Origin of the sequence: Streptomyces sp. NPDC001750 (genome assembly GCF_042892615.1) — a bacterium.
Lineage (GTDB): Bacteria > Actinomycetota > Actinomycetes > Streptomycetales > Streptomycetaceae > Streptomyces.
The window spans coordinates 1-23,150 of record NZ_JBIAUE010000035.1; the positions used below are offsets into that span (position 1 = coordinate 1).

Annotated in this window: 25 protein-coding genes and 3 pseudogenes; 14 read left to right on the plus strand and 14 right to left on the minus strand. The window is 68.3% G+C overall.

Annotation, left to right across the window (positions count from 1 at the left end; all coding sequences use genetic code 11):
• Positions 1-291: 291 nt before the first annotated feature.
• The 3 genes from ACFYY6_RS33480 to ACFYY6_RS33490 all read left to right on the plus strand — a co-directional run bounded on the left by ACFYY6_RS33480 (position 292) and on the right by ACFYY6_RS33490 (position 2,750).
• A complete protein-coding gene (locus ACFYY6_RS33480) occupies positions 292-1,104 on the plus strand; it encodes a hypothetical protein (RefSeq protein WP_389197102.1) in 813 nt (270 codons plus the stop codon).
• Between the two features lie 82 nt (positions 1,105-1,186).
• Positions 1,187-1,837 carry a transposase gene (locus ACFYY6_RS33485; protein WP_351525941.1) on the plus strand — a complete coding sequence of 217 codons (651 nt, stop codon included), beginning with the start codon at positions 1,187-1,189 and terminating at the stop codon, positions 1,835-1,837.
• Between the two features lie 508 nt (positions 1,838-2,345).
• Positions 2,346-2,750: a hypothetical protein gene (locus tag ACFYY6_RS33490; protein ID WP_351525939.1), complete on the plus strand. Its 405-nt coding sequence runs from the start codon at positions 2,346-2,348 to the stop codon at positions 2,748-2,750.
• Positions 2,751-3,507: 757 nt separating this feature from the next.
• On the opposite strand, the gene ACFYY6_RS33495 is transcribed toward ACFYY6_RS33490, so the two are convergent.
• On the minus strand, positions 3,508-4,413 hold the full coding sequence (locus ACFYY6_RS33495; RefSeq protein ID WP_389197144.1) for a LysR family transcriptional regulator: 906 nt from the start codon (positions 4,411-4,413) through the stop codon (positions 3,508-3,510).
• A gap of 91 nt (positions 4,414-4,504) precedes the next feature.
• On the opposite strand from ACFYY6_RS33495, the gene ACFYY6_RS33500 reads away from it, so the two are divergent.
• The 4 genes and pseudogenes from ACFYY6_RS33500 (at position 4,505) to ACFYY6_RS33515 (ending at position 7,815) form a co-directional block, all read left to right on the plus strand.
• Complete coding sequence (locus ACFYY6_RS33500; protein WP_386610121.1) at positions 4,505-5,647, plus strand: diaminopropionate ammonia-lyase; 1,143 nt, start codon at positions 4,505-4,507, stop codon at positions 5,645-5,647.
• On the plus strand, positions 5,644-6,792 hold the full coding sequence (locus ACFYY6_RS33505; RefSeq protein WP_389197105.1) for a M20/M25/M40 family metallo-hydrolase: 1,149 nt from the start codon (positions 5,644-5,646) through the stop codon (positions 6,790-6,792). Before ACFYY6_RS33500 ends, ACFYY6_RS33505 begins: the two co-directional genes overlap by 4 nt.
• Before the next feature lie 52 nt (positions 6,793-6,844).
• Positions 6,845-7,039 (plus strand): annotated as a pseudogene (locus tag ACFYY6_RS33510) (ISAzo13 family transposase); the annotation flags it as partial.
• Positions 7,040-7,200: 161 nt separating this feature from the next.
• Positions 7,201-7,815: a TIGR03086 family metal-binding protein gene (locus ACFYY6_RS33515; RefSeq protein WP_389197107.1), complete on the plus strand. Its 615-nt coding sequence runs from the start codon at positions 7,201-7,203 to the stop codon at positions 7,813-7,815.
• A gap of 70 nt (positions 7,816-7,885) precedes the next feature.
• Here ACFYY6_RS33515 and ACFYY6_RS33520 read toward each other — a convergent pair.
• Positions 7,886-8,134, minus strand: a pseudogene (locus tag ACFYY6_RS33520) (site-specific integrase); the annotation flags it as partial.
• Between the two features lie 333 nt (positions 8,135-8,467).
• Between ACFYY6_RS33520 and ACFYY6_RS33525 the strand changes: the two are divergent.
• Together ACFYY6_RS33525 and ACFYY6_RS33530 are read left to right on the plus strand one after the other, a co-directional pair.
• A complete protein-coding gene (locus tag ACFYY6_RS33525) occupies positions 8,468-9,571 on the plus strand; it encodes an MFS transporter (RefSeq protein ID WP_389197109.1) in 1,104 nt (367 codons plus the stop codon).
• On the plus strand, positions 9,568-9,936 hold the full coding sequence (locus tag ACFYY6_RS33530; RefSeq protein ID WP_351523105.1) for a hypothetical protein: 369 nt from the start codon (positions 9,568-9,570) through the stop codon (positions 9,934-9,936). The genes ACFYY6_RS33525 and ACFYY6_RS33530 overlap by 4 nt, the downstream gene beginning before the upstream one ends.
• Positions 9,937-10,104: 168 nt before the next feature.
• Here the strand turns inward: ACFYY6_RS33530 and ACFYY6_RS33535 are convergent, their stop codons facing one another.
• Positions 10,105-10,641 (minus strand): hypothetical protein, encoded by a 537-nt coding sequence (locus tag ACFYY6_RS33535; RefSeq protein ID WP_389197111.1) that lies wholly within the window; start codon positions 10,639-10,641, stop codon positions 10,105-10,107.
• Positions 10,623-12,125: a carboxylesterase/lipase family protein gene (locus tag ACFYY6_RS33540; RefSeq protein ID WP_351523101.1), complete on the minus strand. Its 1,503-nt coding sequence runs from the start codon at positions 12,123-12,125 to the stop codon at positions 10,623-10,625. Before ACFYY6_RS33540 ends, ACFYY6_RS33535 begins: the two co-directional genes overlap by 19 nt.
• Before the next feature lie 1,062 nt (positions 12,126-13,187).
• Between ACFYY6_RS33540 and ACFYY6_RS33545 the strand changes: the two genes are divergently transcribed.
• The 3 genes from ACFYY6_RS33545 (at position 13,188) to ACFYY6_RS33555 (ending at position 15,577) form a co-directional block, all read left to right on the plus strand.
• Positions 13,188-13,643: a hypothetical protein gene (locus ACFYY6_RS33545; RefSeq protein WP_351523099.1), complete on the plus strand. Its 456-nt coding sequence runs from the start codon at positions 13,188-13,190 to the stop codon at positions 13,641-13,643.
• A gap of 1,086 nt (positions 13,644-14,729) precedes the next feature.
• The gene (locus tag ACFYY6_RS33550) at positions 14,730-14,954 is read left to right on the plus strand and encodes a peptidoglycan-binding domain-containing protein (protein WP_351634083.1); all 225 of its coding nucleotides are present in this window, start codon (positions 14,730-14,732) and stop codon (positions 14,952-14,954) included.
• A gap of 146 nt (positions 14,955-15,100) precedes the next feature.
• Complete coding sequence (locus ACFYY6_RS33555; protein ID WP_351634086.1) at positions 15,101-15,577, plus strand: hypothetical protein; 477 nt, start codon at positions 15,101-15,103, stop codon at positions 15,575-15,577.
• Positions 15,578-15,910: 333 nt separating this feature from the next.
• On the opposite strand, the gene ACFYY6_RS33560 is transcribed toward ACFYY6_RS33555, so the two are convergent.
• The 10 genes and pseudogenes from ACFYY6_RS33560 to ACFYY6_RS33605 all read right to left on the minus strand — a co-directional run bounded on the left by ACFYY6_RS33560 (position 15,911) and on the right by ACFYY6_RS33605 (position 21,069).
• On the minus strand, positions 15,911-16,129 hold the full coding sequence (locus tag ACFYY6_RS33560) for a hypothetical protein (protein WP_386610104.1): 219 nt from the start codon (positions 16,127-16,129) through the stop codon (positions 15,911-15,913).
• Between the two features lie 297 nt (positions 16,130-16,426).
• Entirely contained in the window at positions 16,427-16,765 is a 339-nt protein-coding gene (locus tag ACFYY6_RS33565) for a transposase (RefSeq protein ID WP_389197114.1), read from the minus strand.
• Positions 16,766-16,937: 172 nt separating this feature from the next.
• On the minus strand, positions 16,938-17,228 hold the full coding sequence (locus ACFYY6_RS33570; protein WP_386610127.1) for a hypothetical protein: 291 nt from the start codon (positions 17,226-17,228) through the stop codon (positions 16,938-16,940).
• Between the two features lie 40 nt (positions 17,229-17,268).
• Positions 17,269-17,673, minus strand: a pseudogene (locus ACFYY6_RS33575) (helix-turn-helix domain-containing protein); the annotation flags it as partial.
• A 39-nt stretch (positions 17,674-17,712) separates the two neighbouring features.
• On the minus strand, positions 17,713-18,438 hold the full coding sequence (locus tag ACFYY6_RS33580; RefSeq protein ID WP_351523091.1) for a dienelactone hydrolase family protein: 726 nt from the start codon (positions 18,436-18,438) through the stop codon (positions 17,713-17,715).
• Positions 18,439-19,123: 685 nt separating this feature from the next.
• Entirely contained in the window at positions 19,124-19,468 is a 345-nt protein-coding gene (locus ACFYY6_RS33585) for an immunity 51 family protein (protein ID WP_351523089.1), read from the minus strand.
• Between the two features lie 9 nt (positions 19,469-19,477).
• On the minus strand, positions 19,478-19,903 hold the full coding sequence (locus ACFYY6_RS33590; RefSeq protein WP_351634098.1) for an HNH endonuclease: 426 nt from the start codon (positions 19,901-19,903) through the stop codon (positions 19,478-19,480).
• A gap of 331 nt (positions 19,904-20,234) precedes the next feature.
• Entirely contained in the window at positions 20,235-20,429 is a 195-nt protein-coding gene (locus ACFYY6_RS33595; protein WP_351634101.1) for a hypothetical protein, read from the minus strand.
• Positions 20,426-20,680, minus strand: coding sequence for a TadE family protein (locus tag ACFYY6_RS33600; protein ID WP_351634104.1), 255 nt, complete (start codon positions 20,678-20,680; stop codon positions 20,426-20,428). The genes ACFYY6_RS33595 and ACFYY6_RS33600 overlap by 4 nt, the downstream gene beginning before the upstream one ends.
• Positions 20,677-21,069 (minus strand): TadE/TadG family type IV pilus assembly protein, encoded by a 393-nt coding sequence (locus ACFYY6_RS33605; RefSeq protein ID WP_389197117.1) that lies wholly within the window; start codon positions 21,067-21,069, stop codon positions 20,677-20,679. The genes ACFYY6_RS33600 and ACFYY6_RS33605 overlap by 4 nt, the downstream gene beginning before the upstream one ends.
• 281 nt (positions 21,070-21,350) lie before the next feature.
• On the opposite strand from ACFYY6_RS33605, the gene ACFYY6_RS33610 reads away from it, so the two are divergent.
• Positions 21,351-22,610, plus strand: a complete 1,260-nt coding sequence (locus tag ACFYY6_RS33610) for an SLC13 family permease (RefSeq protein WP_351634109.1) — start codon at positions 21,351-21,353, stop codon at positions 22,608-22,610.
• Between the two features lie 4 nt (positions 22,611-22,614).
• The gene (locus ACFYY6_RS33615) at positions 22,615-23,124 is read left to right on the plus strand and encodes a universal stress protein (RefSeq protein ID WP_351523079.1); all 510 of its coding nucleotides are present in this window, start codon (positions 22,615-22,617) and stop codon (positions 23,122-23,124) included.
• Positions 23,125-23,150 lie beyond the last annotated feature (26 nt).

A 23,150-nucleotide genomic window follows, 5' to 3' on the forward strand; every position in this document is an offset into this window, starting at 1 on the left:
CTGCTCGCTCGTGTGCGCCGCTCCGTGGCGCCACTGCAAACAGTGTCCGCGCAGTTGGAGATCCTGATCCGTTCCACTCTCGACGCGGCCGCTGCAGCCTGACTGATGGTTTCAGGACGAGGTTCGGGGTCGTCTCAAGCAGATGACGCTGCACGAGAATGGGAGGTCGGCGCGTATCAGACTTCCGGCCTTATCACCACGCAATTCGGCGAGTTCGAACGTCCCGCTGACCGTCGCCCCGACTGGTTCTGGGACAACGTCCCGGAATCGGCGGAGTTGACCGTCCTGCGCATGACCCTCGATCAGTCGGTGGTCGCGGGATCGTTGAAGGACAAGCGTGGCCGGCGCGGTGTGGGCGTGTGGGAGGTCGCCAGTGGGCGGTTCAGGTGGGGCCGGGACTGGGCCGACGCCGTCCGGTTCGCCGAATCCAGCCCAATGGTGGTGGCCTTCGACGACGATCGGATCGGCCGCTACTCGTGGCCGGAAATGACCCTCGTTGACGAGGTCGGGCTGGTCGGATATCCGCCTGCTGAGACGTTGGCGCTGTCGCCGTCCGAACGTTTCGCCGTCGTCTGGCAGCGGCACCAGGGCGACGCCGGCTGCGAGGTGTTCGCCCTCGACGGCCCGATCCGCCGGGTGGCCGGCGGCACCAGCGGCGACGCGTGGTCCATGCCCGCGTTCTCGCCGTCGGAGAACCTGCTGGCGTGCTCGACCGGGTCGGGTGACCCATGGTGGACACCGGACCCGGAGGAGTGGGCCGAGCAGTGGGACGAGTGGCTGGACGTGTACTACGACGAGTGCTACATCCCCAGCGTCGGCGGCCGGGTGCGGTTCGGCCGACTGATCATCCATGATCTCCAGACTGGTGTGGGCCAGCAGCACACGCTGGAGTTCGACCTCCCCGTGGGCTGGCGGCCGGAGCTGAAGAACGACCGCTACGACTACTGGGTCTACGGAGCTTCAGGGATCGAATTCCTCACCGACGACCGCATTCGGCTGCGTCTCCCCGACGACAGCACGGCCGATCTCCAGTTGCCGCTGCCGGACGTCGTCCTGCTCCCCACGCCAGAGGCCGCGGAGGAACGGGAGGACGAGGACGAGTAGCGGACCGTCGGCCTCAAACGGTTGATTCCAGGGGCAGGGGTGTGCTTGTCGCCTGATGGGGCGGTTTGGTGCGGCTGGTCGGATGGCGAGGCTGTGGCGGCCGAAATTGGGGCCATCGAAGGTCGAGCTCGCGGCGTCGATGATCCGGCTGATGGCGGTGTGCTTGAACCGACCACTGCACGTGATCGCCGACGCTGCCTACCACGGCAATGCCCTGCGTCACCTGCCCGAGCAGATCACCATCACCACCCGGTTGCCCGCGAACGCTGTGCTGTTCGACCTCGCCCCGCCGCCCACCGGCCGACGCGGTCGGCCGCGGCTCAAAGGCGACCGCCTCGGCGTCCCCGCCGACCTTGCGCAGGCCGCGACGTTCACATCTGCACAGGACAAGCGGTGCGGGCGCATCGACACCGTGCACGTCGCCGAGGTGCGCTGCCTGTGGTATGGCTCGTCTCACACGCAGATGGTCCGCGTCATTCTGATCCGCGACGACGGCACGGACACCGGCTACGACGTGGCCCTGGTCACCACCGAACTCGATAGCCAGGCCCCGGCGTTGGTCACCGGATACGCGTGGAGGTGGTCCATCGAGGTGACTTTTGAGGAGGCACGGGACCTGCTCGGCGTCGGACAGGCCCGCAGCCGCACCGAGAACGCCACGCCGCCGCGCCGTGCCGTTCGGCCTGTACTGCTACTCGATCAACGTTGTCTGGTACGCGCTGCATGGCCATGACCCTCAGGACGTCGCCGACCGCCGCGAGCAAGCGCCCTGGTACGTCACCAAGACCGAGCCCACGTTCTCCGACATGTCCGCCAGGCTCCGCCGCGTGATCATAGCCGCCCGATTTCTCCCCGCTGCCGCAGGCCAGCCCACCGATGCCGAAATCACGGCCGTCCAGCAGGTCTGGGCTCACGCAAGGCTCGCCACGCGGCTTGAACACGGCAAGCCCGCCAGAACCGCAAAACACGAGCGGTCTCAGAACTCGCGCGAATGGATGCGGGTTGGAGGTCGGTTGGGTCTTGCTGTGGTCCGGCCGTCTCCTGGTTGACGCTGCACTCGGCTCCGGCTCCCCGAACGGATGCCGCCGTGCCCGGCAACGCTCCTTGGGCGCCCATAGCGATTTGGCAGAATCGGATCGGACCGGATATCACAAGTCAACGCCAGCAGCCGGGACTTGCGGACCGGCAGCCGACTGGATCCGCCCGTCGAACCACGCGGGCAAAACAGCTAGGAGATTTCCATGGATCGAGTTCCGGTGGACCGGGTCGACTACGAGGACGACGGTCTCCACTACCTGGACGGTGTGCCTTTCACCGGGGTCGCGTTCACGGAGAAGGGTGGCGCCCTCAGGTCCGAGGCGACCTACCGGGAGGGTCTGCGGTGGGGGCCGACGAAGGAGTGGTATCCGTCGGGGCAGCCCATGGTGGACTCGACTTTCGCCCGGGGGGTACTGCATGGACGGGTTCGGGAATGGCACCGGAACGGGCAGCTCGCGGAGGACGGCGAGTACGAGTACGGCATTGCCCTGTGGGCGAAGCAGTGGGATGAGAACGGTGTCCTTGAGGACGACCACACGCTCACGGAATCCGACTCGGACCATCAGGCGCTGCTGCACTTCCGGGCGCTCTACGGCGGAGCGTCGTGACCGTGGCGGGACTGCGACTCACCTGTCCGACGAGAACCACCAGCGCTGCGATCAGCACACCTGCAGTGCTGTGCGGCCGTGGGAGAGCGGCGTGGCGGTGCTGTCTTCCTGACTGATCGAACCGCTGTGGGACCAAATTGCCACCCTCCTGCTGCAGCCAGGCGATCGTGCGCTCGACAACTCAGCGGTGCACACCGAGGCCGGAGCAGTGGGGGGGCCTGTTGAGTCGTCACGGAGCGCGATGCCGGTGTTGCCACCGATCCGTTTGTCCGTGCCGCTCGCCGAACCCCGTGTACCGTCTCCGAGTACCGGGCTCTCCACGGACTCTGCCGTTCAGGCGTGGTTGAGGCGGGTCCAGGGGGTGAGAATCGTGTTGCCTCTGTAGCGGTAGCAGGTGACCGTCACCGGGGAGTTCACCGTCGACTACGAACGCGGACTCTCCTAGTGCCGCGACCGGGAAGGTTTGCCCCGAAGGGGCGTCGTCCGGTGCGTGCGATCGCAAGTCGGCCGGAAGCCCTCGTAGCGGGCTACGTGGGCTTTTGGCCGACGCCGCGAGCGTGCGTGCCGGGCAACGCGACGGGGCAAACGTTGCCGGTCGCGGCACTAGTCGACGAGTAGGCACGCCGCCCGCTGCGGGGCGTCCAGGCTGTAGCGGATGCCGGGTGCCCGACCGGGGAGTGTGACGCTGCGATGCTCGTGAGCGCGAGGCTTCTGCTCCTCGAATGTGGCGCCTACGGGCACCGGCCGAGCGGGATGCTCACTGTGGTTGGCTCAGTACTGCCTGGGCCAATGCGGTTTGGCATGCCTCGATGGCCGGGTGTGCCGCGTTCTCTTTGCGGCAGGCGGTGACTATGCGGCGAGCGTGCGGGCTGTCGGGGATGTCGATCAGGACGGCTTCCGGTCGGTGGTCGAGCCAGAGCAGGTCGGGCAGGATAGCGACGGCGTGGCCTGCGACGACCAGGCGACGCTGGACCAGGAGGTCGTCGGTGGTGTAGCGGATGTCGGGCTCGAACCCGGCGTTGCGGCACAGCTCCCGGATCCACTGGCGCGATGTGGTGCCGTGCGGTTCAGTGATCCACGGACGTTCGGCGACGAGCTCCCACACACGGTCGGGATCGGTACCGCGGTCGGTCGGTGGCAGAGCGATGCGCATGTGGTCCTGGCAGAGTTCCCGGTAGTGGAACTCTGCCAGGCGAGGGAGGGGATGGCCGGGGTATTCCTCGGCGATCACAAGGTCGTAGTCGTGCGCGAGCATCTTCGGCAGGGCGATCTGGGGCTCGGCTTGGAGCACTTCGATACGCAATCCGGGGTGCTGGGTGCGGAGGTTCGTAAGGACCGGCGGCAGAAGAGCCAGGAGAACTGTTTGGAAGGCCGCGATGCGAACGGTGCCGGTCAATTCCGTCAGCGACTGGGCGATCTCTGCTTCTGCCGCTTCCAGTTGTCGCAGCACGATACCGGTGTGCGCGACCAGGATCTCGGCCTGGGGCGTGAGTCGTACTCGGCGCCCGATCGGTTCGAGCAGCGGTACACCGGCCTCGGCTTCCAGCAGCGAGAGCTGCTGGGAGATCGTGGACGGGCTGTAGTTCAGCGCGGCGGCCACGGAGGTGATGGTGCCGCGATGTTTGAGTTCGCGCAGCAGCCGCAGCCGATGCAGGTCGAGTATGACCGCTCCCTCAGATCTTTCGGAATAACCGAATGCTTCCTGTCGATATCCTTCACTTTACTGCAAAGAAGTGGGCTGAAATCGTGAGGGCATGACGCAGAACAGCGCCCTGACCACGGGTTCCTGGTTCTTCAACCCGCTGGCCCGAGATTGGACCTGTCCGCCCCCACCCGCCGAGGCAGCGGGGTTCCACGCGAGGTTGCCCGGCTATGCGCCGACGCCCTTGGTGGAGGTGCCTTCGCTGGCAATCGAGTGGAGGGTGCGTCGGGTTGTCGTCAAGGACGAGTCCTCCAGGCTCGGCTTGCCGGCGTTCAAGGCGCTCGGAGTCTCCTATGCGATCTACCGCGTGCTCTGCGAGCGTGCAGACAAGGGGGCACCGGTGGCGCTCGACGCTCTCCGCACGGTGGTCGCCTCGCTCCCGACACTGGAGCTGGTGACCGCGACGGATGGGAATCACGGGCGCGCTCTGGCGCGGTTCGCGCGGCTGCTCGGGATCCCGGCACGGGTGTTCATACCGGATGTGGTCGGTGTGCGGACGGTCGAGGCCATCCGCGCCGAGCAGGCCGTGGTGACCGTGCTCACCGAGGATTACGACAGGGCCGTGCAGCGTGCGGCCGAGGACGCCGACTCGCGCCCCGGAGCAGTTTTGGTGCAGGACACCGCCTGGCCCGGCTACGAGATCATTCCGCAGTGGATCAGCGACGGGTATTCCACCTTGCTCGCCGAAATCGACGCGCAGCTTGGTGACACCTCGCCCGCGCTGGTGGTGACGCCGATGGGCGTGGGGTCGCTCGCGCAGGCCGTTGTCACCCATTACCGCAGCCGAGACATGGATCAGCCTGCGGCACTGCTCGGCGTGGAAGCGGACACCGCAGCCTGCATCCAGACCAGCCTCCGCGAGGGGCGGCCGCGCCGCGTGTCGGCCGGCAAGACGATCATGACTGGACTCAACTGCGGTACCCCGTCGTCTCTCGCTTGGCCCTACCTGCGCGACGGCCTCGACGCCGTGGTCACCGTGTCCGACGAGCAGGCCGCCGCCGCAGGCCGCGAGCTGGCCGAGCACGGGATAGCAGCAGGGCCCTGCGGAGCCGCATCTCTGGCGGCAGTGCGTGCCGTCCTGGCCGATGGGCCCCTTGAAGGCCGGGCCGCGCTCGGCTTGAACGCAGACTCCACCGTCGTCCTGCTGAGCACCGAAAGCTCCAGCAATCCCACAGAAAGCGAGAACCGCCCGTGAACATCATCGAGCAGGATGTCATCGACCTGCTGAAGAACCTGGTTGCGATCGACTCGGTCAACCCGTCCCTGTCCGAAGGGGCCTGCGGCGAGTCAAAGATCGCCCAATACGTCTACGATTGGGCGGTCGGGGAGGGGCTTACCGCCCAAATCGTCGACGACGGCTCCGGACGCCCGAACGTCCTGGTGCGGAGCCGAAGGCCGGAGAAGGACAGCGCCCGGTTGCTGCTGTGCGGTCACCTGGACACCGTTGGTATTGGTGCGATGGTCGACCCACTACTCCCGCGGGTCGACGGGGACCGTCTGTACGGGCGTGGCGCCTACGACATGAAGGCGGGACTGGCTGCCGCCCTGGTCGCCTGCCGGGAGGTCGACCGGCTCGGGCTGCCCGTCGAGGTCGTGGTCGCTTCGGTCGCGGACGAGGAGCACGCCAGCCGCGGGATCCGACTGCTCCTGCCCGACCTCACCGCGGACGCCGCGATCGTCACCGAGCCGACCGAAATGGCCATCGGAGTGGCCCACAAGGGCTTTGTGTGGGTGGACATCGAGGTGGCCGGCATCGCGGCGCACGGCTCCCGGCCGGAGCTCGGCGTGGACGCGATCGTCAAGACCGGCCCGATCCTGGTCGCGCTCGAGGAACTCAACCAAGCGCTGGACAAACAGCGGCACAACCTGCTCGGACCAGGCACCGTGCACGCCTCACTGATCACCGGAGGCAAGGAGGCATCGACCATTCCCGAACGGTGCGTGCTCACCCTGGAGCGCCGCACCCTGCCAGGCGAAACGGTGACCGACATCCAAAGTGAGATCGAGCAGCTGCTCGAAGGCTGCCGGGCCGCCGACCCTCAACTGAAGGCCGCCGCACACACCGGCCTGCACCGGCCCCCCATGGAGACGGCACCCGATGACCCCCTCGTACGGACGCTTGGCGCCGCACACGAGCAGGTTCGTGGACGTCCCGCCGCCATCGGCGGAATCAGCTTCTGGGCGGACTCCGCCTTCATCGCCTCACGAGGAATCCCCACAGTCCTCTTCGGCCCGGGAGGAGAAGGCGCGCATGCCGACGTCGAGTGGGTGAGCCTTTCAGACACGGTCGATTGCACCCACATGCTCATCATTGCCGCACGCTCACTACTCCGTGGCTGAGGGCTTGCAGAATCAAGGTGTTGCTTCGCGTGATTCGGTTCGGTGTTGCGGTATGAGCATCTCCGATGAAGTTCGTGGTCAACTCGCTGTGAAATTCCGGGTGTTGTTCCCGCTTCTGGACGAGCGGCAGCGGCGGTTGATGACGGGGGTCGAGGACCGGATCACGGGGCACGACGGAATCCGGGCGGTCGCGTGGGCGGCCCAGGTCAGCGAGACTACGGTCCGCAAGGGGGTGGACGAGTTGGAGGGTTGGGGTTTCGACCGAGTACGTCCAGTACGAGGGCGATCCTCCGCCTTGCGATGCACCGCACCGGACGCCCCGAGCTTCCCGGCAAACCTTTGCGGTCACCGCACCAGCTGTCGCGTTTGTTCAAGACTCCGGCCCTGCAACCGGTCCACGATCGGCACATGAACGGTCACGCACTTCACCCCCTCATGACTCGCGCCGCGGCGGAAGCAGCACGCATCGCCCGTGGCGTCCGAGAGGAACACCTGGACGGGCCCACCCCTTGCACAGATTTCGACACCCGGGCTTTGATCAACCACTGGGTGCTCTACACCGCCCATGGCCTTGAGCGCCGGGCGCGTCGGGAGGCACTGCCGCAGGAACTGATCGCCTGCGACTTCACCGCCGCTCCTGCCTGGGCCGATGCCTATGCGGATCAGCTGGACCGGGCCGTGGCGGCATGGGCCGAGCCAGCCGTGTGGGAAGGAGAGGTGGATCTGGGCGGCATGACTATGCCTGCGGCAGCAATCGCGCAGATGGTGATCAAGGAAATGGTGGTACACGGCTGGGACGTCGCCCAGGCCACCGGTCAGCGGCTCGAAGTTCAGGACGATCTTGCTCAGATGGTCCTTGGTGTGGTCGAGGAACATGCTGAGGTCTACCGCCAGTACGGAGGCTTCGCCGCTCCGGTGCCAGTACCCGCTGCCGCATCGCTTCTCGTTCGTGCCCTGGCTTCCTCCGGCCGCGACCCGCGCTGGGCTGCGCCCGCGGCGACGTTCCTGACCCCGCCTGCCTGATACGACCAGGACGCTCGATGCGAGCGGTCCCTCAGCGGCATGAGGCCGGGTCGAGCACTGCACTGGTGCCTCACCTGCGTGCATCGCCGGGGCCGAGCAAGCTGGTCAGCTCTGCGATGGTCTCCGGGGAGGGCTTGAAGTAGCGGCGGACGTTCTCCGGTTTCTCGTGCCGGGACTTCGCCACCGGCATCAGCAGGCTTGCCCCGGCCTCGCCAAGACAGGTCAGAGACGAGTGGCGGTACTCGTGCGGGTCCCAGCCCATCCCGGGGCCGCGTACCGCGGTGCGCAGGCCGGCGAGAAGTCCGCTCCCAAGCCGCGCTCGCACAGTACGCCGTCCGGCGACTGCTCCGCCCCGGCCGGACGCGAGGCGTACCGCACGTGTGCCGACCGGATTGTCGCGGCCACACGGACATCCTGACGGCGGCTGAGTCACAGCCCACAAGGCAGCTGCGGAGACGCGAGGTCGGCTGCATCGGCAACGGCGTCAACTTCACCGTCCGTGAAGCCGCCTGCTCCGCCGCCGACGAGATTACCGCTCCGAACATCATCGCCTACTCCGCCTTCGGCGCCGAACGAGGCGAGCCCTTCCGCAGCCCCAGGGAAGCCGAGCAGTGGATCAGCGAGCAGGCCGGGGCACGGGGAATCAAGTTTCTTGGCGCCCCGCCGCCTGTGGCACGAGGCCGCCGACCCCGGCAGCTCGGTATGGGACGACACCGTCGACGAGCTCGTCTCCCTCGGCACCACCCTCGATCCCTCTCTCGCCGTCTACGTCGCTTCGCGTGACGCCGCCCAGGCCCGCGGACGTGAGTACCACCGCGACTACACCTCCCCGCAGGCCTGGAAGTTCTTCCAGCCCAACCCCGAAAGCCACGGCTCGTACTTCCAGGACTGGGGGACGGAGGAGGAGGTCGCCTGGAAGGAGAACTACCGCCTCTGGATGGCCTTCGTCCGCGACTTCTACCACCGCGGCGGACGAGTGACGGTCGGCTCGGACACAGGGTTCATCTACATCCTCTACGGTTTCGGGCTCGTCGAGGAGATGGAGCTGCTGCGCGAGGCCGGCCTCCACCCGCTGGAGATCATCCAGTGCGCTTCGCGCCTACTTCGCCGGACAGTTCTTCACCGAGGACGCCGGCGGATCCAACGGCCTGCTCGCCGCCTTCGGCATCTACGCCATCGGGTTCTTCTTCCGCCCCCTCGGCGGCGTCCTCTTCGGCCACCTGGCCGACCGTTTCGGCCGCTCGGTCGTCTTCAACCTCACCGTGTTGATGACGGCCGCGGGCTCCTCCTCATCGCGGTCCTGCCGACGTACCACTCCATCGGCATGGCCGCACCGCTCATCCTGCTGTTCGCGCGCGTCGTCCAGGGCCTGTCGGCGGGTGGCGAGATGCCTGCCTCCACCGTCCTGATCACCGAGGCCGTGCCGGAGCGGCGACGCGCCTTCTACTCCTCGGCGATCTTCGTCGGCGTCGGCATCGGTGTGCTGCTCGCCTCACTGCTCGGCTGGATCCTCACCACAGTCCTGAGCGACCAGCAGGTGATGGACTACAGCCGGCGGATCGCGTTCGGCATCGGCGCGCTGGTCGGCCTCTACGCACTGGTTCTACCCCGCTCGCTGCACGTCGAGGAACCGGCCCACGACACCGCGGAGCAGGCCGAGCAGACCACTGCCACCCCGCTCCCCGCGAAATCCGGCATCGTCTGCTGCCGCCCTTCACCGGCCTGCTCTCCGACCACTTGGGCCGCCGCCCCGTGACGGGTTTCAGCTCGCTCGCCCTCGCCGTCGTCCTGGTGCCGCTGGCGAGCCTGCTGTCCACCGCCGTCGCGGTCACGCTTCCCATCCTGCTGGTGCTCGTCATCCTCCTCACCAGTTTCCACGGGCCGTTCCCCGCGCTGATGAGCGAGCAGTTCTCACCCGAGTCGCGCGGCCTCGGCATCGGCCTCACCTACTCGGTGGTCACCGCGGCCTTCGGCGGAACCGCCACCTACCTGGCCACCTGGCTGGCGGACGCGGGAAGCTCCCTGTGGTACTTCGGGTACGTCGCACTGACCGCGCTCATCGCCGCGGTCTGCTACTTCACGATGCCGGAGACGTCGCGGGGCCGGGACTCGCTCGCCTGACCCATGCGCGACCGCCCTCTGCCCGCTGCCTCCTCCGCGGGCAGAGGGCACCCAATTCACCCGAAACATTGGGGTTGACGTGAAAGTACGTCAAGGCAGCCCACCCACACCGCTTCACGAAGGACCCCACCCAAGCATGACGAGCCGGCTGGTTCGCGGCCCCGCTGATCAGCGGGGTCTGGCACAACTCAAGCGGCAGATGTCCGACCGAGCCAAGTTCTCGCCACTTCGTAAGCGGGTTCTACTCGCATGACGTCGCCGCACCGGGGGTGCCTGAATGGCGGCATATCCTTGCAGTGAATCCCGGCATCCTGCCACTACCGCGGCTGGAAGTGCTTCAAGTCGCGACCCGAATACCCTTTGATCTGAGAGGAGTTTCTCCACGGCGGGCATTTCCTCGGTGCTCACCACCCCTTGTTGCAGAAGGTGCGCGAGGTGCTGCAACTGCAGGCTGGCCTGTCGCAGATGCTCGAATGTCTGCTCCGTGCTGTCGACCACGCTGTCCGGCGCCTCCACGCGCATGAGCGAGAGCGTCTTCTGCGCGTTGGTGAGGTCGATTCGCTCGCAGATAGCTCCGGCTTCGCGCCACTCCCTGACAGCAAGCCTTGTCAGCGCGTCCTTGTACAGCGCGCAAGGCTGCTCCGGGCTCGCGACGAACTCGGCATAGGGGGTCTCCGGCGTTTCGGTCAGCGCAGGCCGTTCCACAGCAGTCGTTCGGGCCGGGCGGGGTCCTGATGGACGGCGGGTGCGGTGGCGTCCAGGAACATGACGGACCGGCCGGGCAGGTAGGCGGGCCAGGGTGGCAGGTGGCCGGTGGTGGGACGGCCGTGGCGGGCGAAGGAGGTCCAGGCGCCGCGTATCCGTTCGGACAGCAGCGGATGGGCCGACGTGTCCATCAGCGGGTCGTGCGGGTTCCCGAAGACGGGGCCGAGTTCGGCCATGTGGCAGGCGCCGAGGGAACCGTTCAGGGCCGGGGAAGGTTGGGTGAATTCGTAGAAGTAGGTGTCCGCGCCGTGGGCGGCGCGGGCCTCTGCGATGCGGACCGCTGGCAGACGGTAGCCGTGGTCGGTCATCACTGCCGAGAACAGGTCGGCGGCACTGGTTTGCGGTCGGGCCTCGGCGTAGACGGCCCGCGCGGCCACGGGCTCCAGCCCGAGAGCGTTGAGGAAGCCGTGCAGGAAGCCGTCGTCGATGCGGTCGGCCATGCCGAGCGGTACCAGGAACAGGCGGAACTCCTCAGCGGTGACGCCCGTGAGCAGATCCAGCTGGCGGCCGGCACCGGCGGCGATGGCGTCGACGGGGCGCTCGGGCAGCGTCGCGGTCCCGGCCACCGGGAGAACGGTCGTGCCGCCTCCTGCGGACTCGCCCCACTGGCCCGGATCGGTACTGCGGGCGATCTCCTGAGCGAGTCGGCTGTTGGCTGCAACCAGGTCCTGCGGTGGGACGGCGGCGAGGGCTTCGACGGTGCACCCGACACCGACGAGTGCGGCCAGACGTTCGGTGATGCGGCGCGCGGTCTCGGGCGTGTGCGCGTGGTGTCCGGCACCGCTCTGGGTGATGGCCCGCCGGAACAGGCCCTCGGCCCGGGGCATCGCCATGAGCGCGGTGATGCTGATCGCTCCGGCAGACTGCCCGAAGACGGTCACGTTGCCGGGGTCGCCGCCGAACGCGGCGATGTTGTCGCGCACCCACTCCAGCGCGGCGATCTGGTCCATCAGACCGAGGTTGGCGGTGCCGTCGGGCAGCAGGAGGAAGCCCTCCGCGCCCAGCCGGTAGTTCAGGGTGACACAGACGACGCCGTCACCGGCGAGGACGGAGCCGTCGTAGGTGGGCAGCGAGCCGGACCCGTTGCGGAAGGCACCGCCATGGATCCACACCATGACGGGCAGTCCTTCGCTGGACTGGAGCGGCGAAGGTGTCCAGACATTGAGGTTGAGACAGTCCTCGCCCTGGGGGCCGGCCTCCGTGAGAAGACCGGCCATGGCAGGGGCGTAGCCCGGCTGCGGTGCGCTCGGGCCGTGGACGAACGCGTCACGCACGCCGCTCCACGGCTCCGAGGTACGGGGCGGACGCATCCGGTTCACGCCGAACGGCGGTGCCGCGTAAGGGATGCCCAGAAACGACGCTATGCCGTCGTGGAAATGACCGCGGACCTGACCGCAACGAGTGCTGACTATGACATTGCTCATCGGGAAGTCCAGTTTCGGAAGAGCTTGGGATGTTCGGAGCGGTAGGAGCCTCCCTCCCGCCCAGCACGACCGCAACCAAATTCCCCCTGCTCGGCCCGCATGGTCAAGCCCCACCAGCCGATCACGCCACCGTGTCGGGCACAGCGGCCGGTCTGGAGTTGGCGTCGGCAGCTCGCCCGCTGGGACACCGACCCCGCCGCCGACGCGCCCCGCGGCACCTCCTGCCCCGACCCACTTCCGCCTAGACCCCGGGCACGGCCCGCACCCGCGTTTCACAGCGCCCCCACAGCAACGGCCCGAGCACTCCCCACGACCAGCCCGGCCCAACCGGCTGAAACGGCCGGGGAGGCCGAACCGCCGGCCCCCAGCCCCGGCACCGTCGACCGGACCAGCTACAAGGCCACCATCAGCATCGACATCCTGACCACACCAGACCCCGTGGCGGGCATCCGCAGACCCTGTCTACGCGGCATTGTGGCTAGCGCGGTGGCCGGAAGGGTTTGCCGGGAAGCTCGGGGCGTCCGGTGCGGTGCATCGCAAGGCGGGGGATCGCCCTCGTACTGGACGTGCTCGGGTGATGCGACAACGCGGCGAGGTGCCGTGCCGGACGTCGCGAACCGGTGAACCTTTCCGGTCGCAGCACTAGCCTGGCGACGACCCCTCGGCGCTCATCCCCCGCATCCGGTGCGCCGCCTTCACGCACGGCGCCTTCTTACGGCATCCGTACCCGGACGACGCCTGCGGATGCGAGTGCGACGGCACCCGGCGCTTGGTCTGGGCACCCGGCGCCGAATCCGGCGCTGTCCCGATCACCACCGTGCGGCATCCGGCCGCACCGACGACGGCAGTCGACATCCCCAACCCTGATGAAGGTGCGCCTGCGACCTGGGCGGCCTGACAGCCGAAGGCCCGGTTCCCCCACTCCCGGCCCTGGTCGCCCGAGCGATCCGTGTTCGCAACCGTGAGGTCGAAGTCTCCCCTGCCGCAGGTCCCTCAAGACGCCTGTCCCGCCCGACCCAGCATGCTCTGGCTATGCGTTGGGACGATCCGTACTGTGCCGCCATGGAATGGACAACGTTAGTAAGTACGGTGTTGGGCGCGATCGTTGGGGTCGGCAGCACTCTTCTCGCTGATCGGGTGCGGTGGCGCCGGGATGTCGGTGAGCGTGACAGAGAGACGCTGTGGTCTTCGTACGTCCAGTTCCTGGAAGCGCTGACACACGCGAGGGACGTCATAAGCGAGGCAAGCCGCGCATCGGACTCGTCGCAGCAGGAGCAGGTGCAGAAGGCTCTGCTGGAGCATGGGGTACATGCCAAGCAGTACCAGGTCGAGCTGCTCGCACCGCCACAAGTCGTGCTGAAGGCCAGAGACGCAGGCTACAAGCTGGCCCTGTACCGGGACGCGGTGGTTGCCGGTGCGCGGCGCGAGGATCCCGAGTGCGCTGAGGCGCGCCGAGTCTTCCGCGCGGCTCGCGAGGAGCTGATGGAGGCCATGCGCCTCGCTGTGGTGCGATCCTGAGGCGTTGAACGTTCTGTTGCGGCGACATCTCAAAACCCGGTCTGAGACCAGGGTGAGGAGTTTGAGAGGCCGTGCGGGAGGGCCGGGTTCAAAGCCGGGTTTTGAACTGACACGCTCGAGTACCCCCGGGCGAGGGCATACGTGGCACCCTGCCCGGTCGGCTGGTGCCGGCCCGCCGCGCTGGGAAGCATGTGGAGGAACAGTCCGCGTTGGACCAGCCCGACCAGGCCTGCTGGGACGCCGTACCTGGACGACATCGTCCGACAGCGCTGAGGGCTCGTCCCGGACTCTCGCTGGCAACCGGCAGCGCCGCTCCGCTCTGGGCGGCGGTCGGAGAGGTAGGCGGGGACGACTTCGAGCATCAGCTCCCCCACCGCGCGCGTGGCGGCGAGCTCGTCGAGGGCCTGGAGGCCGCTGTGAGCGAGTACGGCAAGCCGGCGGGTAGATCATCAAAGCCGCGACGTCGCTGGTCCGGGCGGAGACGGCGGTCAGGGCGCGCTGGGACAGGTCGTCGTCGAGCACGGCCGCGGTCGTTGCGTTGGTGTCTCGCATGCGAGACGACGGGGTTCCTACGGTCACAGCGGTCTGGATGGCGCCCACGGCGCGGGCGATGTCGGGCAGCCGGTACGCCTGCGCCCGGGAGGTGCCGAACTCTGCAGTGGAGTACGCCGCCCACGACGGGGAGCCGGGCGGGGCTCACACGTCTCCTTCCTTCTTCATCGACCGCGTGGCGCGGCAGCAGACGGGCGAGGCGGCCTCGGATCCGCTTCGATTTCCGGACTCAAGAAACGTCGAAGGTTCTTCCAAGGTGGCTGAGCGAAGCTGGTGGCAGGGCTCGGGGATCCGGGCCGGGCCGCTCGGGATTCCGGTGAGTACGTGGTAACCCGTCCCGCGACAGCGACAGTTGACATTGTTCGGAGGGGGAAGAATCACGTCGTCAAGTCTGTATGCACGACCCTGTCGGGGTTGGCCTTCGCGGCGGCAGTCGCCGCCGTGGCGAGCGGGGCAGTTGTCCAGGCTTCAGCGCACGCCGCCCCTGTCGCGCGCAGCACGGCTGCCTACAACTGTGGTTACTACACCGGGTCCGTGCTGACGGTCTACGGCGACACGGGTAGCAGGGTCTTCGAGGTGCAGTGCCTGCTCATCAGGGTCGGCTACCGGTTGCAGCTGGACGGGATTTTCGGCAGCGGAACGCTGGGTGCCGTGAAGGATTTCCAGGCCGCATGGAACGGTATGACGGGGGCACACCCGGCGGTCGACGGCAAAGTCGGCTCGGCTACCTGGGCTGCCCTCCGCTCGGCGGCAGGTTGATCCGTCGTCCCGGTCATGGCCGTTGCGGAAGCGGCGCCATAGCCGCTACTTCCAGGCGTACGTCCTTGCTGAACATCCACGACACACCGCTCGGCTTCCATCACTACGCCTACTGACCCCCTGCACACGCAGGAGAGGGAGGAAACATGCGACTCAAGAGCACTCTCGTCGTCGGAGCCGCGCTGGCCGTCGCGACGACCGCAGTACCCGCCCAGGCTGCAGCCGCGATGTCCCCCGGGACGTCCGCTGCCGTGTCGTCCATCTGCTACGCCGACGACGTGAACGTCAAGAACCAGTACGGCCAGAACGGCGCGTATGCCAGGACCGGGTGGTGTCTGCGGGACGACGGCTACTTCGAGACCACGACGGGCTGGAACTCGGTCAAGGACCTGGTCAGCGGTGACGGCGTCGCGGCGCGCCTCTGGGTCCGGGGTCAGTACCAGGACGGCACCAACTTCGAGACGCTGCGCGCGACGGACACCACTGCCACCTCGGGGGCGACCACGTGGGGCTTCAGCGGCTATCTGAACAGCATGTCGATCTGGGTATGCCTGGGTACGGCGGCCCCCGGTGCCACCAACAGCAACTGTCAGGACATGAGGCCGCCCGTGTTCTGGCCCTAAGGGCTGTCCCGTAATCCCTGACGGGCGCCCGACGACAGCCGCGGCACCTCGCCGCGTTGTCGGAACGCCCACATACGTCCCGTATGCGGGCGCCCCTCCGCCTTGCGATGCACCACATCTGACGCCGCGCGCCGATCCGCCACGGATTACGGGACAGCCCTTAGGCGGGGACAGGCGGGCCAGGATGCCGGCGGGTGCGGGGAGCCGCCCGCCGTCGTCGCCGTCTCGTGTGTGCCGACGGCGTGGGCTCGGCCCTGTCGGCACCGTGATCGGCGGCGGCCCCGGTATCGGGCGCCCTCCTCCTGGTACCGGTGCCCGCTGCCCGCCACCACGTCAGGTGAGCTGCGAACGGGCCAGCCCGGCTTCTGTCCGGTCATGTGCGACGTCGGCACTCCTGCCCAGCAACTCGCCTGCGATGGCTGCCTGGTCGAAAGCCTGGGCCAGCCAGTAGTAAGCGTTCAGCCGTCGCCCAATGGCGGCGGCCGCCGTGGCGCGGAGCAACGGGATGCGAGGTTGGCCGACGGCGAGCTGGGCGTGGCCGGGATTCGGCAAGGTGGCCGCCTCGCGCCATTCGTTCGAGCACCCGCAGGAGACGTGCAGACGCCGCGCCGTCGGCCTTCGTGCAGGTCGCGTACGCCGGGCGCGTACCCGGTAGGCGCACCGTACGCCCGGCTCACCGACCAACCCCCGCGAGGCACTCAGCGCCACACCTGGAACCCTTGGCCCGACGATCTTGCGAGTGACCGCCCCAGACCCACGCTTGGAAGGTAGGACTGGGTGTTTTATCCCTTACGACCTCGTCCACGACGAGGTCGTAAGTGGTCGGCTCCGTAAATCCTTCAGGGTTGATCACGTTGCCCGTCCAACAGAGGATTCTTCCTGGTGATCGGCGGTGTGCCGGTCGAGCCTGGCCAGTAGATCTTCCAGGTCGGAGGTGGTGAACTTCCACTGGAACGGCTGTGCTGTGGCGTTGTAGCGGTCTTCGAAGGCTCGGAGCCGGTCCCTGACCTGAGCAAGGTCGGTGAAGTCGTTGGGGTGGACGACCTTGCGCTGCACGACGGAGAAGTAGATCTCCACTTGGTTCAGCCAGGAAGCGTTCACTGGGGTGTGGATCAGCACCGCGTTCGGGAAGGCGGCCGACAATCGGTCGGCAGCCTTCTTGCCGCGGTGGTAGGAGCCGTTGTCCACGACCGGAACACGCGCTTCGCACTGGCGTAGGGCTCGCGTTTCATGACCTGGGTGACCAGGTTCATGAACGGGTCGATGCCGGTGGTCTTCTCACAGCGGCCGAACACCTTCGCGGCGTTGACGTCGTAAGCGGCCAGGTAGGCCAGGGCGCCGCCGCGTCCGTAGGTGTGGTTCACCCGCATCGCGCGGGCCTGGCCCGGGGCGAGGGTGAGGGGCAGCGGCAGCGGGCCTGGATGGAGGTCTTCTCGTCGGCGCTGATGACGTACTCGTCGGCGTCGAGCGGGGTGCCCTGCCAGGTGCGGGCGTACAGGTCCAGCACACGCTGGGCTTTGGCGCGGAAGTCGGGGTCGGTGATGAAGATCCAGGAGCGGTGCTGCCAGGGCTTGAGCGCGTCGTCGGCCAGCCAGCGGCGCACGGTGGACGCCGACACGAACGCGGCGATGCCCCCGCCGGGTGGCCTCATAGGCCAGTTCCGGGCATGACCAGCGCGACAGCGGCACTCCGCTCTCGGCGGGCAGCCGACAGGCCAGCGCCTTGACCTCGGCAACCTGCAGCGGCGTGAACACCGGCGGGCAGCCGCAGCGTTGACCGTCTTTGAGTCCGGGCAAGCCCTGTTCGGCGAACCGGTCACGCCAGCGGCGCACGGTGTCCAGGTGCAGCCCCGTCCCCTGGGCGATACGCGCGTTGGAGCGTCCGCGCGCGGCGTGCAGCACCACCTGTGCACGCACCCGCAGCCGGTGCTCGGTCTTGTGGCCGTAGGCCATCGTCTTCAGCCGCGCGCGTTCGGCGGCACTCGGGGCTATCGGACAGGCAGTGCGGAGGGGCATGGCGGGCGAGCCGATCGCCCGAAGTGGATCACTTGCAAGCCGCAGCCTTCCCCGCCTGCCGTGGCAGTGGAGCCCAGGCATCGCGGCGGTCAGCGGGCGCCCGAGCTTGGACTGACCAGATCACTCCGTCACGGGCAGGCACTCGGCGAGCAGGTCGATGACGTCGCGCCAGGCTCGCTGTGCGTGCCGTGGGTGGTAGCCGACGCCGGGGCGCACGGGGTGGTCGACCGGCGGGTGGTGGAAGGCGTGCAAGGCGCCGCCGTAGACTACGAGGCGCCAGTCGACGTCCGCGGCCTGCATCTCGGCGGTGAACGCGTCCCGTTGCGCGGGCGGCATGATCGGGTCTTCCGACCCGACCCCGGCCCACACCGGGCAGCGAATGCGCGCTGCCTCGCCCGGTCGGCCCGTGATAGTCGCGTTGACTGTCCCGATCGCGCGCAGGTTGACGCCGTCGCGCCCGAGTTCGAGCGCGACGGCGCCCCCGGTTCCGTAGCCTACGGCGGCGATCCGGTCGGGGTCGGTCCGCAGTTCGGCGCGCAACACATCGAGCGCCGCGTGGCCGATGCCCCGCATCCGGTCGGGGTCGGCGAGCAGCGGCATGCAACGGGCCAGCATCTCCTCGGGGTTGCCCAAATAGCGCCCGCCGTGAAGGTCGAAGGCCAGCGCCACGTATCCCAGCTCGGCGAGAGCATCGGCCCGGCGGCGCTCGACGTCGCTGAGCCCCGTGCCCTCTGGTCCGAGCAGCACCGCGGGCCGACGGTCGGCACCGGCCGGGAGCGCGAGGTGCCCGATCATCGTCAGACCGTCGGCCGGGTACTGGACCGTGCGCGTGGTAATCGTCGTCATGAGACTGAACCGTAGTGATCGTCGAGTCCGGTCGGGCCGGGGTTCGCCGCTGGCAGAACAGCGGGGTGCCCCTCTGAAATGCGGCGGTGGCTCACAAGATCCGTCACAACCCCCGTTCCCACGGCAGCACCTGCCCCGGCACCACGCACGACACAGGTTCCGGAGTCAACCCCCGAAGGATTTACAGAGCCGACCACTTACGGCCTCGTTAGTGGGCACTTCATTGCACTTCACGTGACGGATCGTTTCGGGTCGGCTGATGCAACAGGTTTCTGCTGTGGCAGGCGGGGCGGGTGTCCGCCCTCGAGGATCCATTTCGATCCCTTCCCTCCTATCTGATCCCAACACGCCCCCTATCGCGCTTCTTTGCGCCGAAGATGCCGAAGGCGTGGGAGACGTCGACGAGAAGACCGTCCGCGGCGGGCCTTTCCCAGCGCATCTCCACGGGCGAGCAAGGTGACCGCGAGACCTCGAACCACTCGCCACCCACATGGGTGGCGGCCTGGCACCAGGGACGGGATCAGATCTCGTCTTGCCAGAGAGTCGGCAGCGCCGGCCATCGCCACATCGCTCGTCCGCACACATCGCACTCCACGAGCGGATCCTCACACCCCTCCGTGCGCGGCCCAAATCCGCTGGCACCGCATGACTCACCAAACACTACCCAACGGGATGAAACGCCCTTTTAGGCAATATATTCCCTGAGTACGGATCGGTCCCGCCATGCCTCTTGCAAAAGCTGCCCCAGGACCTTGAGGACATCGACATCCTCTCCGTAGGCGCAGAACATACCGGCCTCGGAGTCGAAGTTGAGGTCACAGTTGAGTCGGCCGGCCAGTTCCGGAGCGCGGGCACACAGGGCCGACTTGGCCACGTCCTCCCAACCGTAGCCATTGCTGTACTGCCCGAACTCGCCAAACACATCGTCATGGGCAACCATGTGGCTGTCACTCAAAATCAGGCAAAACGTGCCCGGCTTGTGGTCGTACTCGAAAAACACCAAGGGGGAAAAGGTTGCGCGATCAATCATGCATTGACCCTACAAGCCTGCACCGACAGGGCCCGATCCCCACAAGCGGCACCTTGAACCGCCGTTCCCCCGCTGATGCCGTTCGGGGCCGACGGAGTGCGTCTGTGAAGTGCGAGCGGGTCCTCCGGGACTTTCGTAGCCGGCAACCGCTTCCGTTGGGCCTCGAGCAACCGTGTGATCAGCTCGGGCTCCTGGAAGCTCAGGCAGTCGCCCACATTCGGAGTGCACAAGGCGAAGGTTGCTCCGCTCGTCCGTGCCGCCGTCTTGCCGGTATGTGAAGTGATGCTTGTGAAGCATCTTCTTCGTCGCCGCGAACCAGTTGATCCACTCGCGTGGGCTGTCCGGTTCATACTCGGCTCCGACGATCAGCGCCTGTTTGCAGAGCGGGCACAGGCCCTTCTGTCGTACCGCGAGATGGAGACTGATCTTGTCCATCGGCGGGGCGCCTTCTTGCGACGACGGTCTGTCCAGTACTGGTCGAGGGCGGGGTCATCCAGTGACGCTGTGCCCTGGACCAGTTGGTGGGCCGCCCTCCGAACCCGCCGTCCGCCCAGCCGATGCATGTCAGGGCGACGAGGAAAAGGGTGCTGTCATCCTGTGCGGTGAGGTCGATACCGCTGGCGAGTTCGGTGGGCTGGTGGCCGACGGTCAGCAGCAGCCACGGGACACCGATGACGAGGGCGGCCAGGGAAGCGAGGCCGGCCAAGGCCCGGAGCAGGACGCCGAGGGCGCGCAGCAGGGCGGGGTGCGGTGGGCCATGGTCGGCTCAGCCTCCGTCGGCTTGGGTCTGCGGGTGTGCTGTGGCGGTTCCGGTCACGCTGATCGTTCCCTGGCCTGTGAGCTGCGCGAAGTGGGCGTGGTAGGTGTCGGTCACGGTGACGGTGATGCTGCGTCCGCTGTCGGTGATTGCGGTGGTGCCCTGGACGTTGGCGGCGGCGAGGTAGTCCTGGGCGGCTCTCACGGCAGCGTCTGGGTCGATGGTGATGGCGGTGCCTTCGATCGCCTGGGCCGGGTGATTTGCCGGCCGGCGGCACGGGCCGCTTCCTGGGCCAGTGATGTGGCGCGGTTGCCTGCGTTGAGGGCTCCCCCGCCGTCGACGAGCAGGCCTATGACCATCAGGATCGCGATCGTCGACAGGGCGAAGAAGACGGTGGTCGAACCGCGGTCATGGGACTTCGGCGCCGTGCGGGTGGCTGCCGATTGGCGGGTCATTGGCGTCCCCGGTAGGTGTCGACGGGGCTGGTCCAGGAGGCGCTGAGGGTCTTGCTGCCAGGCAGGCCGGGCAAGCCGATGTCGGCGAGGCTCGCGGTGCAGGCGATGGTCGTGGTGACGGTGGCGTCGGTTCCGATGTCGAGCGAGTAGCCCGTGGTGTCCACCGACACGCTGGAGGTCTGGCAGGTGATTCCTTCCCCTTCGAGGCTCTGTGCGGCTGCTGTGCGCGCTGCTGCCTGCGCGCTGCCCGCGTCGCGTTCGAGGGAGGCGGCGCGGGCGGCAGCTCGGGCGGCGGAGTCCACGGCTCCTTCGGCGTCGATCATCCGGCCGAACGCCACCATCAGGAGTAGCAGCGCGATCATCGCCGGGCCGAGCACTGCGGTTTCCACGGCGTAGCTGCCCCGGTCTCGGTGCAGGGCCGGGGGGAGGCGGCGTGGATGTGTCCGGGGGTCGTGGGGTGGTCCAGCGCTCGATGGGGGCGTCGGCGTACTGGGTGACATGAAGAGTCAGGCCGGGTACGAGCGTGGGGGCGTACGTCCTGGAGCTCGACGTCGACTTCGCCCCGTTGCGTGAGCAGGACCTGACCACGGCCGGTTTCGGCACGGCCGCCTGAACTGGACGCGGCTGTGTCTCTGCAAGAGCCAGGCGCCCGGCCGGAGAGGATAGGGCGGTGAGTACTGCGCTGGCAGAGGTTCTTTCCGCCGTTCTTCTTGTGGTCGTGCTGGCGTGCGCGGTCATCCGCCCGTTCGGCTGGCCGGAGGCGGTCGTCGCCGTCCCTGCCGCCGGCGTTGTCATCGCCACCGGGGCGATCTCACCGGCCCATGCGGTTGACGAGGCCGCCCGGCTTGGTCCGGTGATCGGGTTCCTGGCGGCCGTGCTGGTCCTGGCCCAGTTGTGCGACGACGAGGGGCTGTTCCACGCGTGCGGCGCGTGGATGGCCCGCACCGCGGCCGGGCAGCCGCGCCGCCTGCTGGTGCAGGTGTTCGCCCTCGCCTCGGTGATCACCGCCGTGCTCAGCCTGGACGCGACCATCGTGCTGCTGACACCGGTGGTGTTCGCCACCGCCGCCCGGCTCGGGGCTCGGTCCCGGCCGCATGTGTACGCCTGCACCCACCTGTCGAACACCGCGTCCCTGCTGCTGCCGGTCTCCAACCTGACCAACCTTCTGGCGTTCGCGGCCAGCGGGCTGAGCTTCACTCGGTTCGCCGCCCTCATGGTGCTGCCCTGGCTGGTGGCCATCGGCGTAGAGTACGTCGTCTTCCGCCGGTTCTTCGCCACCGACCTGGACGCCGGCGCAACGGCCCCGCCCGGCGCCGAGCCGCGTGAGGTGCCGGTGTTCGCCCTGGCCACGGTGGTGTGCACGCTGGCCGGGTTCGTGGTCACTTCCGCTTTCGGGATCAACCCGGCCTGGGCGGCGTTCGCGGGCGCCGCCGTCCTCGCGGTCCGCGCCCTGGCCCAGCACCGCACCACGCCGGTCGCCATCCTGCGCGCGAGCGCGGTGCCGTTCCTCGCCTTCGTGCTGGCCCTGGGCATCGTGGTCCGCGCCGTCGTCGACAACGGCCTCGACACAGCCCTCGGGCACCTGATCCCAGGCGGCACTGGCCTGCCCGCCCTGCTGGGCATCGCCGCGCTGGCCGCCGTCCTGGCCAACGTGATCAACAACCTGCCCGCGGTGCTGGTGCTGCTGCCGCTGACCGCCCCGTCCGGGCCCGGCGCGGTCCTCGCGGTGCTGCTCGGGGTGAACATCGGGCCGAACCTCACCTACGCCGGCTCGCTGGCCACCCTGCTGTGGCGGCGCATCGTCCACGCCCACGACGCCGAAGTGGAGCTGAAAGAGTTCACCCGGCTCGGCCTCTACACGGTACCGGCCAGCCTGGGCGCCGCAGTACTGGCACTGTGGGTCTCACTGACCGCAATCGGAGGAGGCTGACCCCATGGCCGTGGTGGTCTGGATCGCCGAGGGCACCTGGCCCGCCTGCGTGGACGCCGCCCGCACCCACGCCCCCGAGGGCGCGGACATCGTCCTGCTGCACATCACCCCGGCCGACATCCCCGGCGCGGCGCACGGCGCGTTCGCCGGCCTGCTCGGCCGCGGCCACCCCGAACGCGACCCCGGCACGACGCTGGAGCACATGGCCACCGCCTCCGCCGGCCAGCTCCTCGCCGACGCCGCCCAGCGTCTCGGCCGTCCCTGCACCCGGACCGAGCGCACCGGCCGCGTCGAGCGGGAAGTCGTCGCCGCTGCCGAAGGCGCCGACCTGCTCGTCCTCGCCCGCGACGGCGACCGCACCCGCCTGGGCCCCCGCAGCCTCGGCCCCGCCAGCCGCTTCATCATCGACCACGCCCCCTGCCCCCTCCTGCTGGTCTGGCCCGAGACCGCACCCGGCATCGCCACCATCCCGCCCCCGCCACCACACCCGCCCGGCCCGCCCCACCATCGGTAGTGCCGTTGGACCGGCCGGCGGGGGCG

What these genes read in the sequence shown, in the direction of transcription:
- ACFYY6_RS33570 (WP_386610127.1), bottom strand. Translation starts at nt 17,228, where the DNA reads ATGAGGCCACCCGGCGGGGGCATCGCCGCGTTCGTGTCGGCGTCCACC.
- ACFYY6_RS33515 (WP_389197107.1), top strand. Translation starts at nt 7,201, where the DNA reads ATGAACGGTCACGCACTTCACCCCCTCATGACTCGCGCCGCGGCGGAA.
- ACFYY6_RS33585 (WP_351523089.1), bottom strand. Translation starts at nt 19,468, where the DNA reads ATGATTGATCGCGCAACCTTTTCCCCCTTGGTGTTTTTCGAGTACGAC.
- ACFYY6_RS33590 (WP_351634098.1), bottom strand. Translation starts at nt 19,903, where the DNA reads ATGGACAAGATCAGTCTCCATCTCGCGGTACGACAGAAGGGCCTGTGC.
- ACFYY6_RS33500 (WP_386610121.1), top strand. Translation starts at nt 4,505, where the DNA reads ATGACGCAGAACAGCGCCCTGACCACGGGTTCCTGGTTCTTCAACCCG.
- ACFYY6_RS33540 (WP_351523101.1), bottom strand. Translation starts at nt 12,125, where the DNA reads ATGAGCAATGTCATAGTCAGCACTCGTTGCGGTCAGGTCCGCGGTCAT.
- ACFYY6_RS33615 (WP_351523079.1), top strand. Translation starts at nt 22,615, where the DNA reads ATGGCCGTGGTGGTCTGGATCGCCGAGGGCACCTGGCCCGCCTGCGTG.
- ACFYY6_RS33580 (WP_351523091.1), bottom strand. Translation starts at nt 18,438, where the DNA reads ATGACGACGATTACCACGCGCACGGTCCAGTACCCGGCCGACGGTCTG.
- ACFYY6_RS33545 (WP_351523099.1), top strand. Translation starts at nt 13,188, where the DNA reads ATGGAATGGACAACGTTAGTAAGTACGGTGTTGGGCGCGATCGTTGGG.
- ACFYY6_RS33555 (WP_351634086.1), top strand. Translation starts at nt 15,101, where the DNA reads ATGCGACTCAAGAGCACTCTCGTCGTCGGAGCCGCGCTGGCCGTCGCG.
- ACFYY6_RS33490 (WP_351525939.1), top strand. Translation starts at nt 2,346, where the DNA reads ATGGATCGAGTTCCGGTGGACCGGGTCGACTACGAGGACGACGGTCTC.
- ACFYY6_RS33480 (WP_389197102.1), top strand. Translation starts at nt 292, where the DNA reads ATGACCCTCGATCAGTCGGTGGTCGCGGGATCGTTGAAGGACAAGCGT.
- ACFYY6_RS33600 (WP_351634104.1), bottom strand. Translation starts at nt 20,680, where the DNA reads ATGACCCGCCAATCGGCAGCCACCCGCACGGCGCCGAAGTCCCATGAC.
- ACFYY6_RS33485 (WP_351525941.1), top strand. Translation starts at nt 1,187, where the DNA reads ATGGCGAGGCTGTGGCGGCCGAAATTGGGGCCATCGAAGGTCGAGCTC.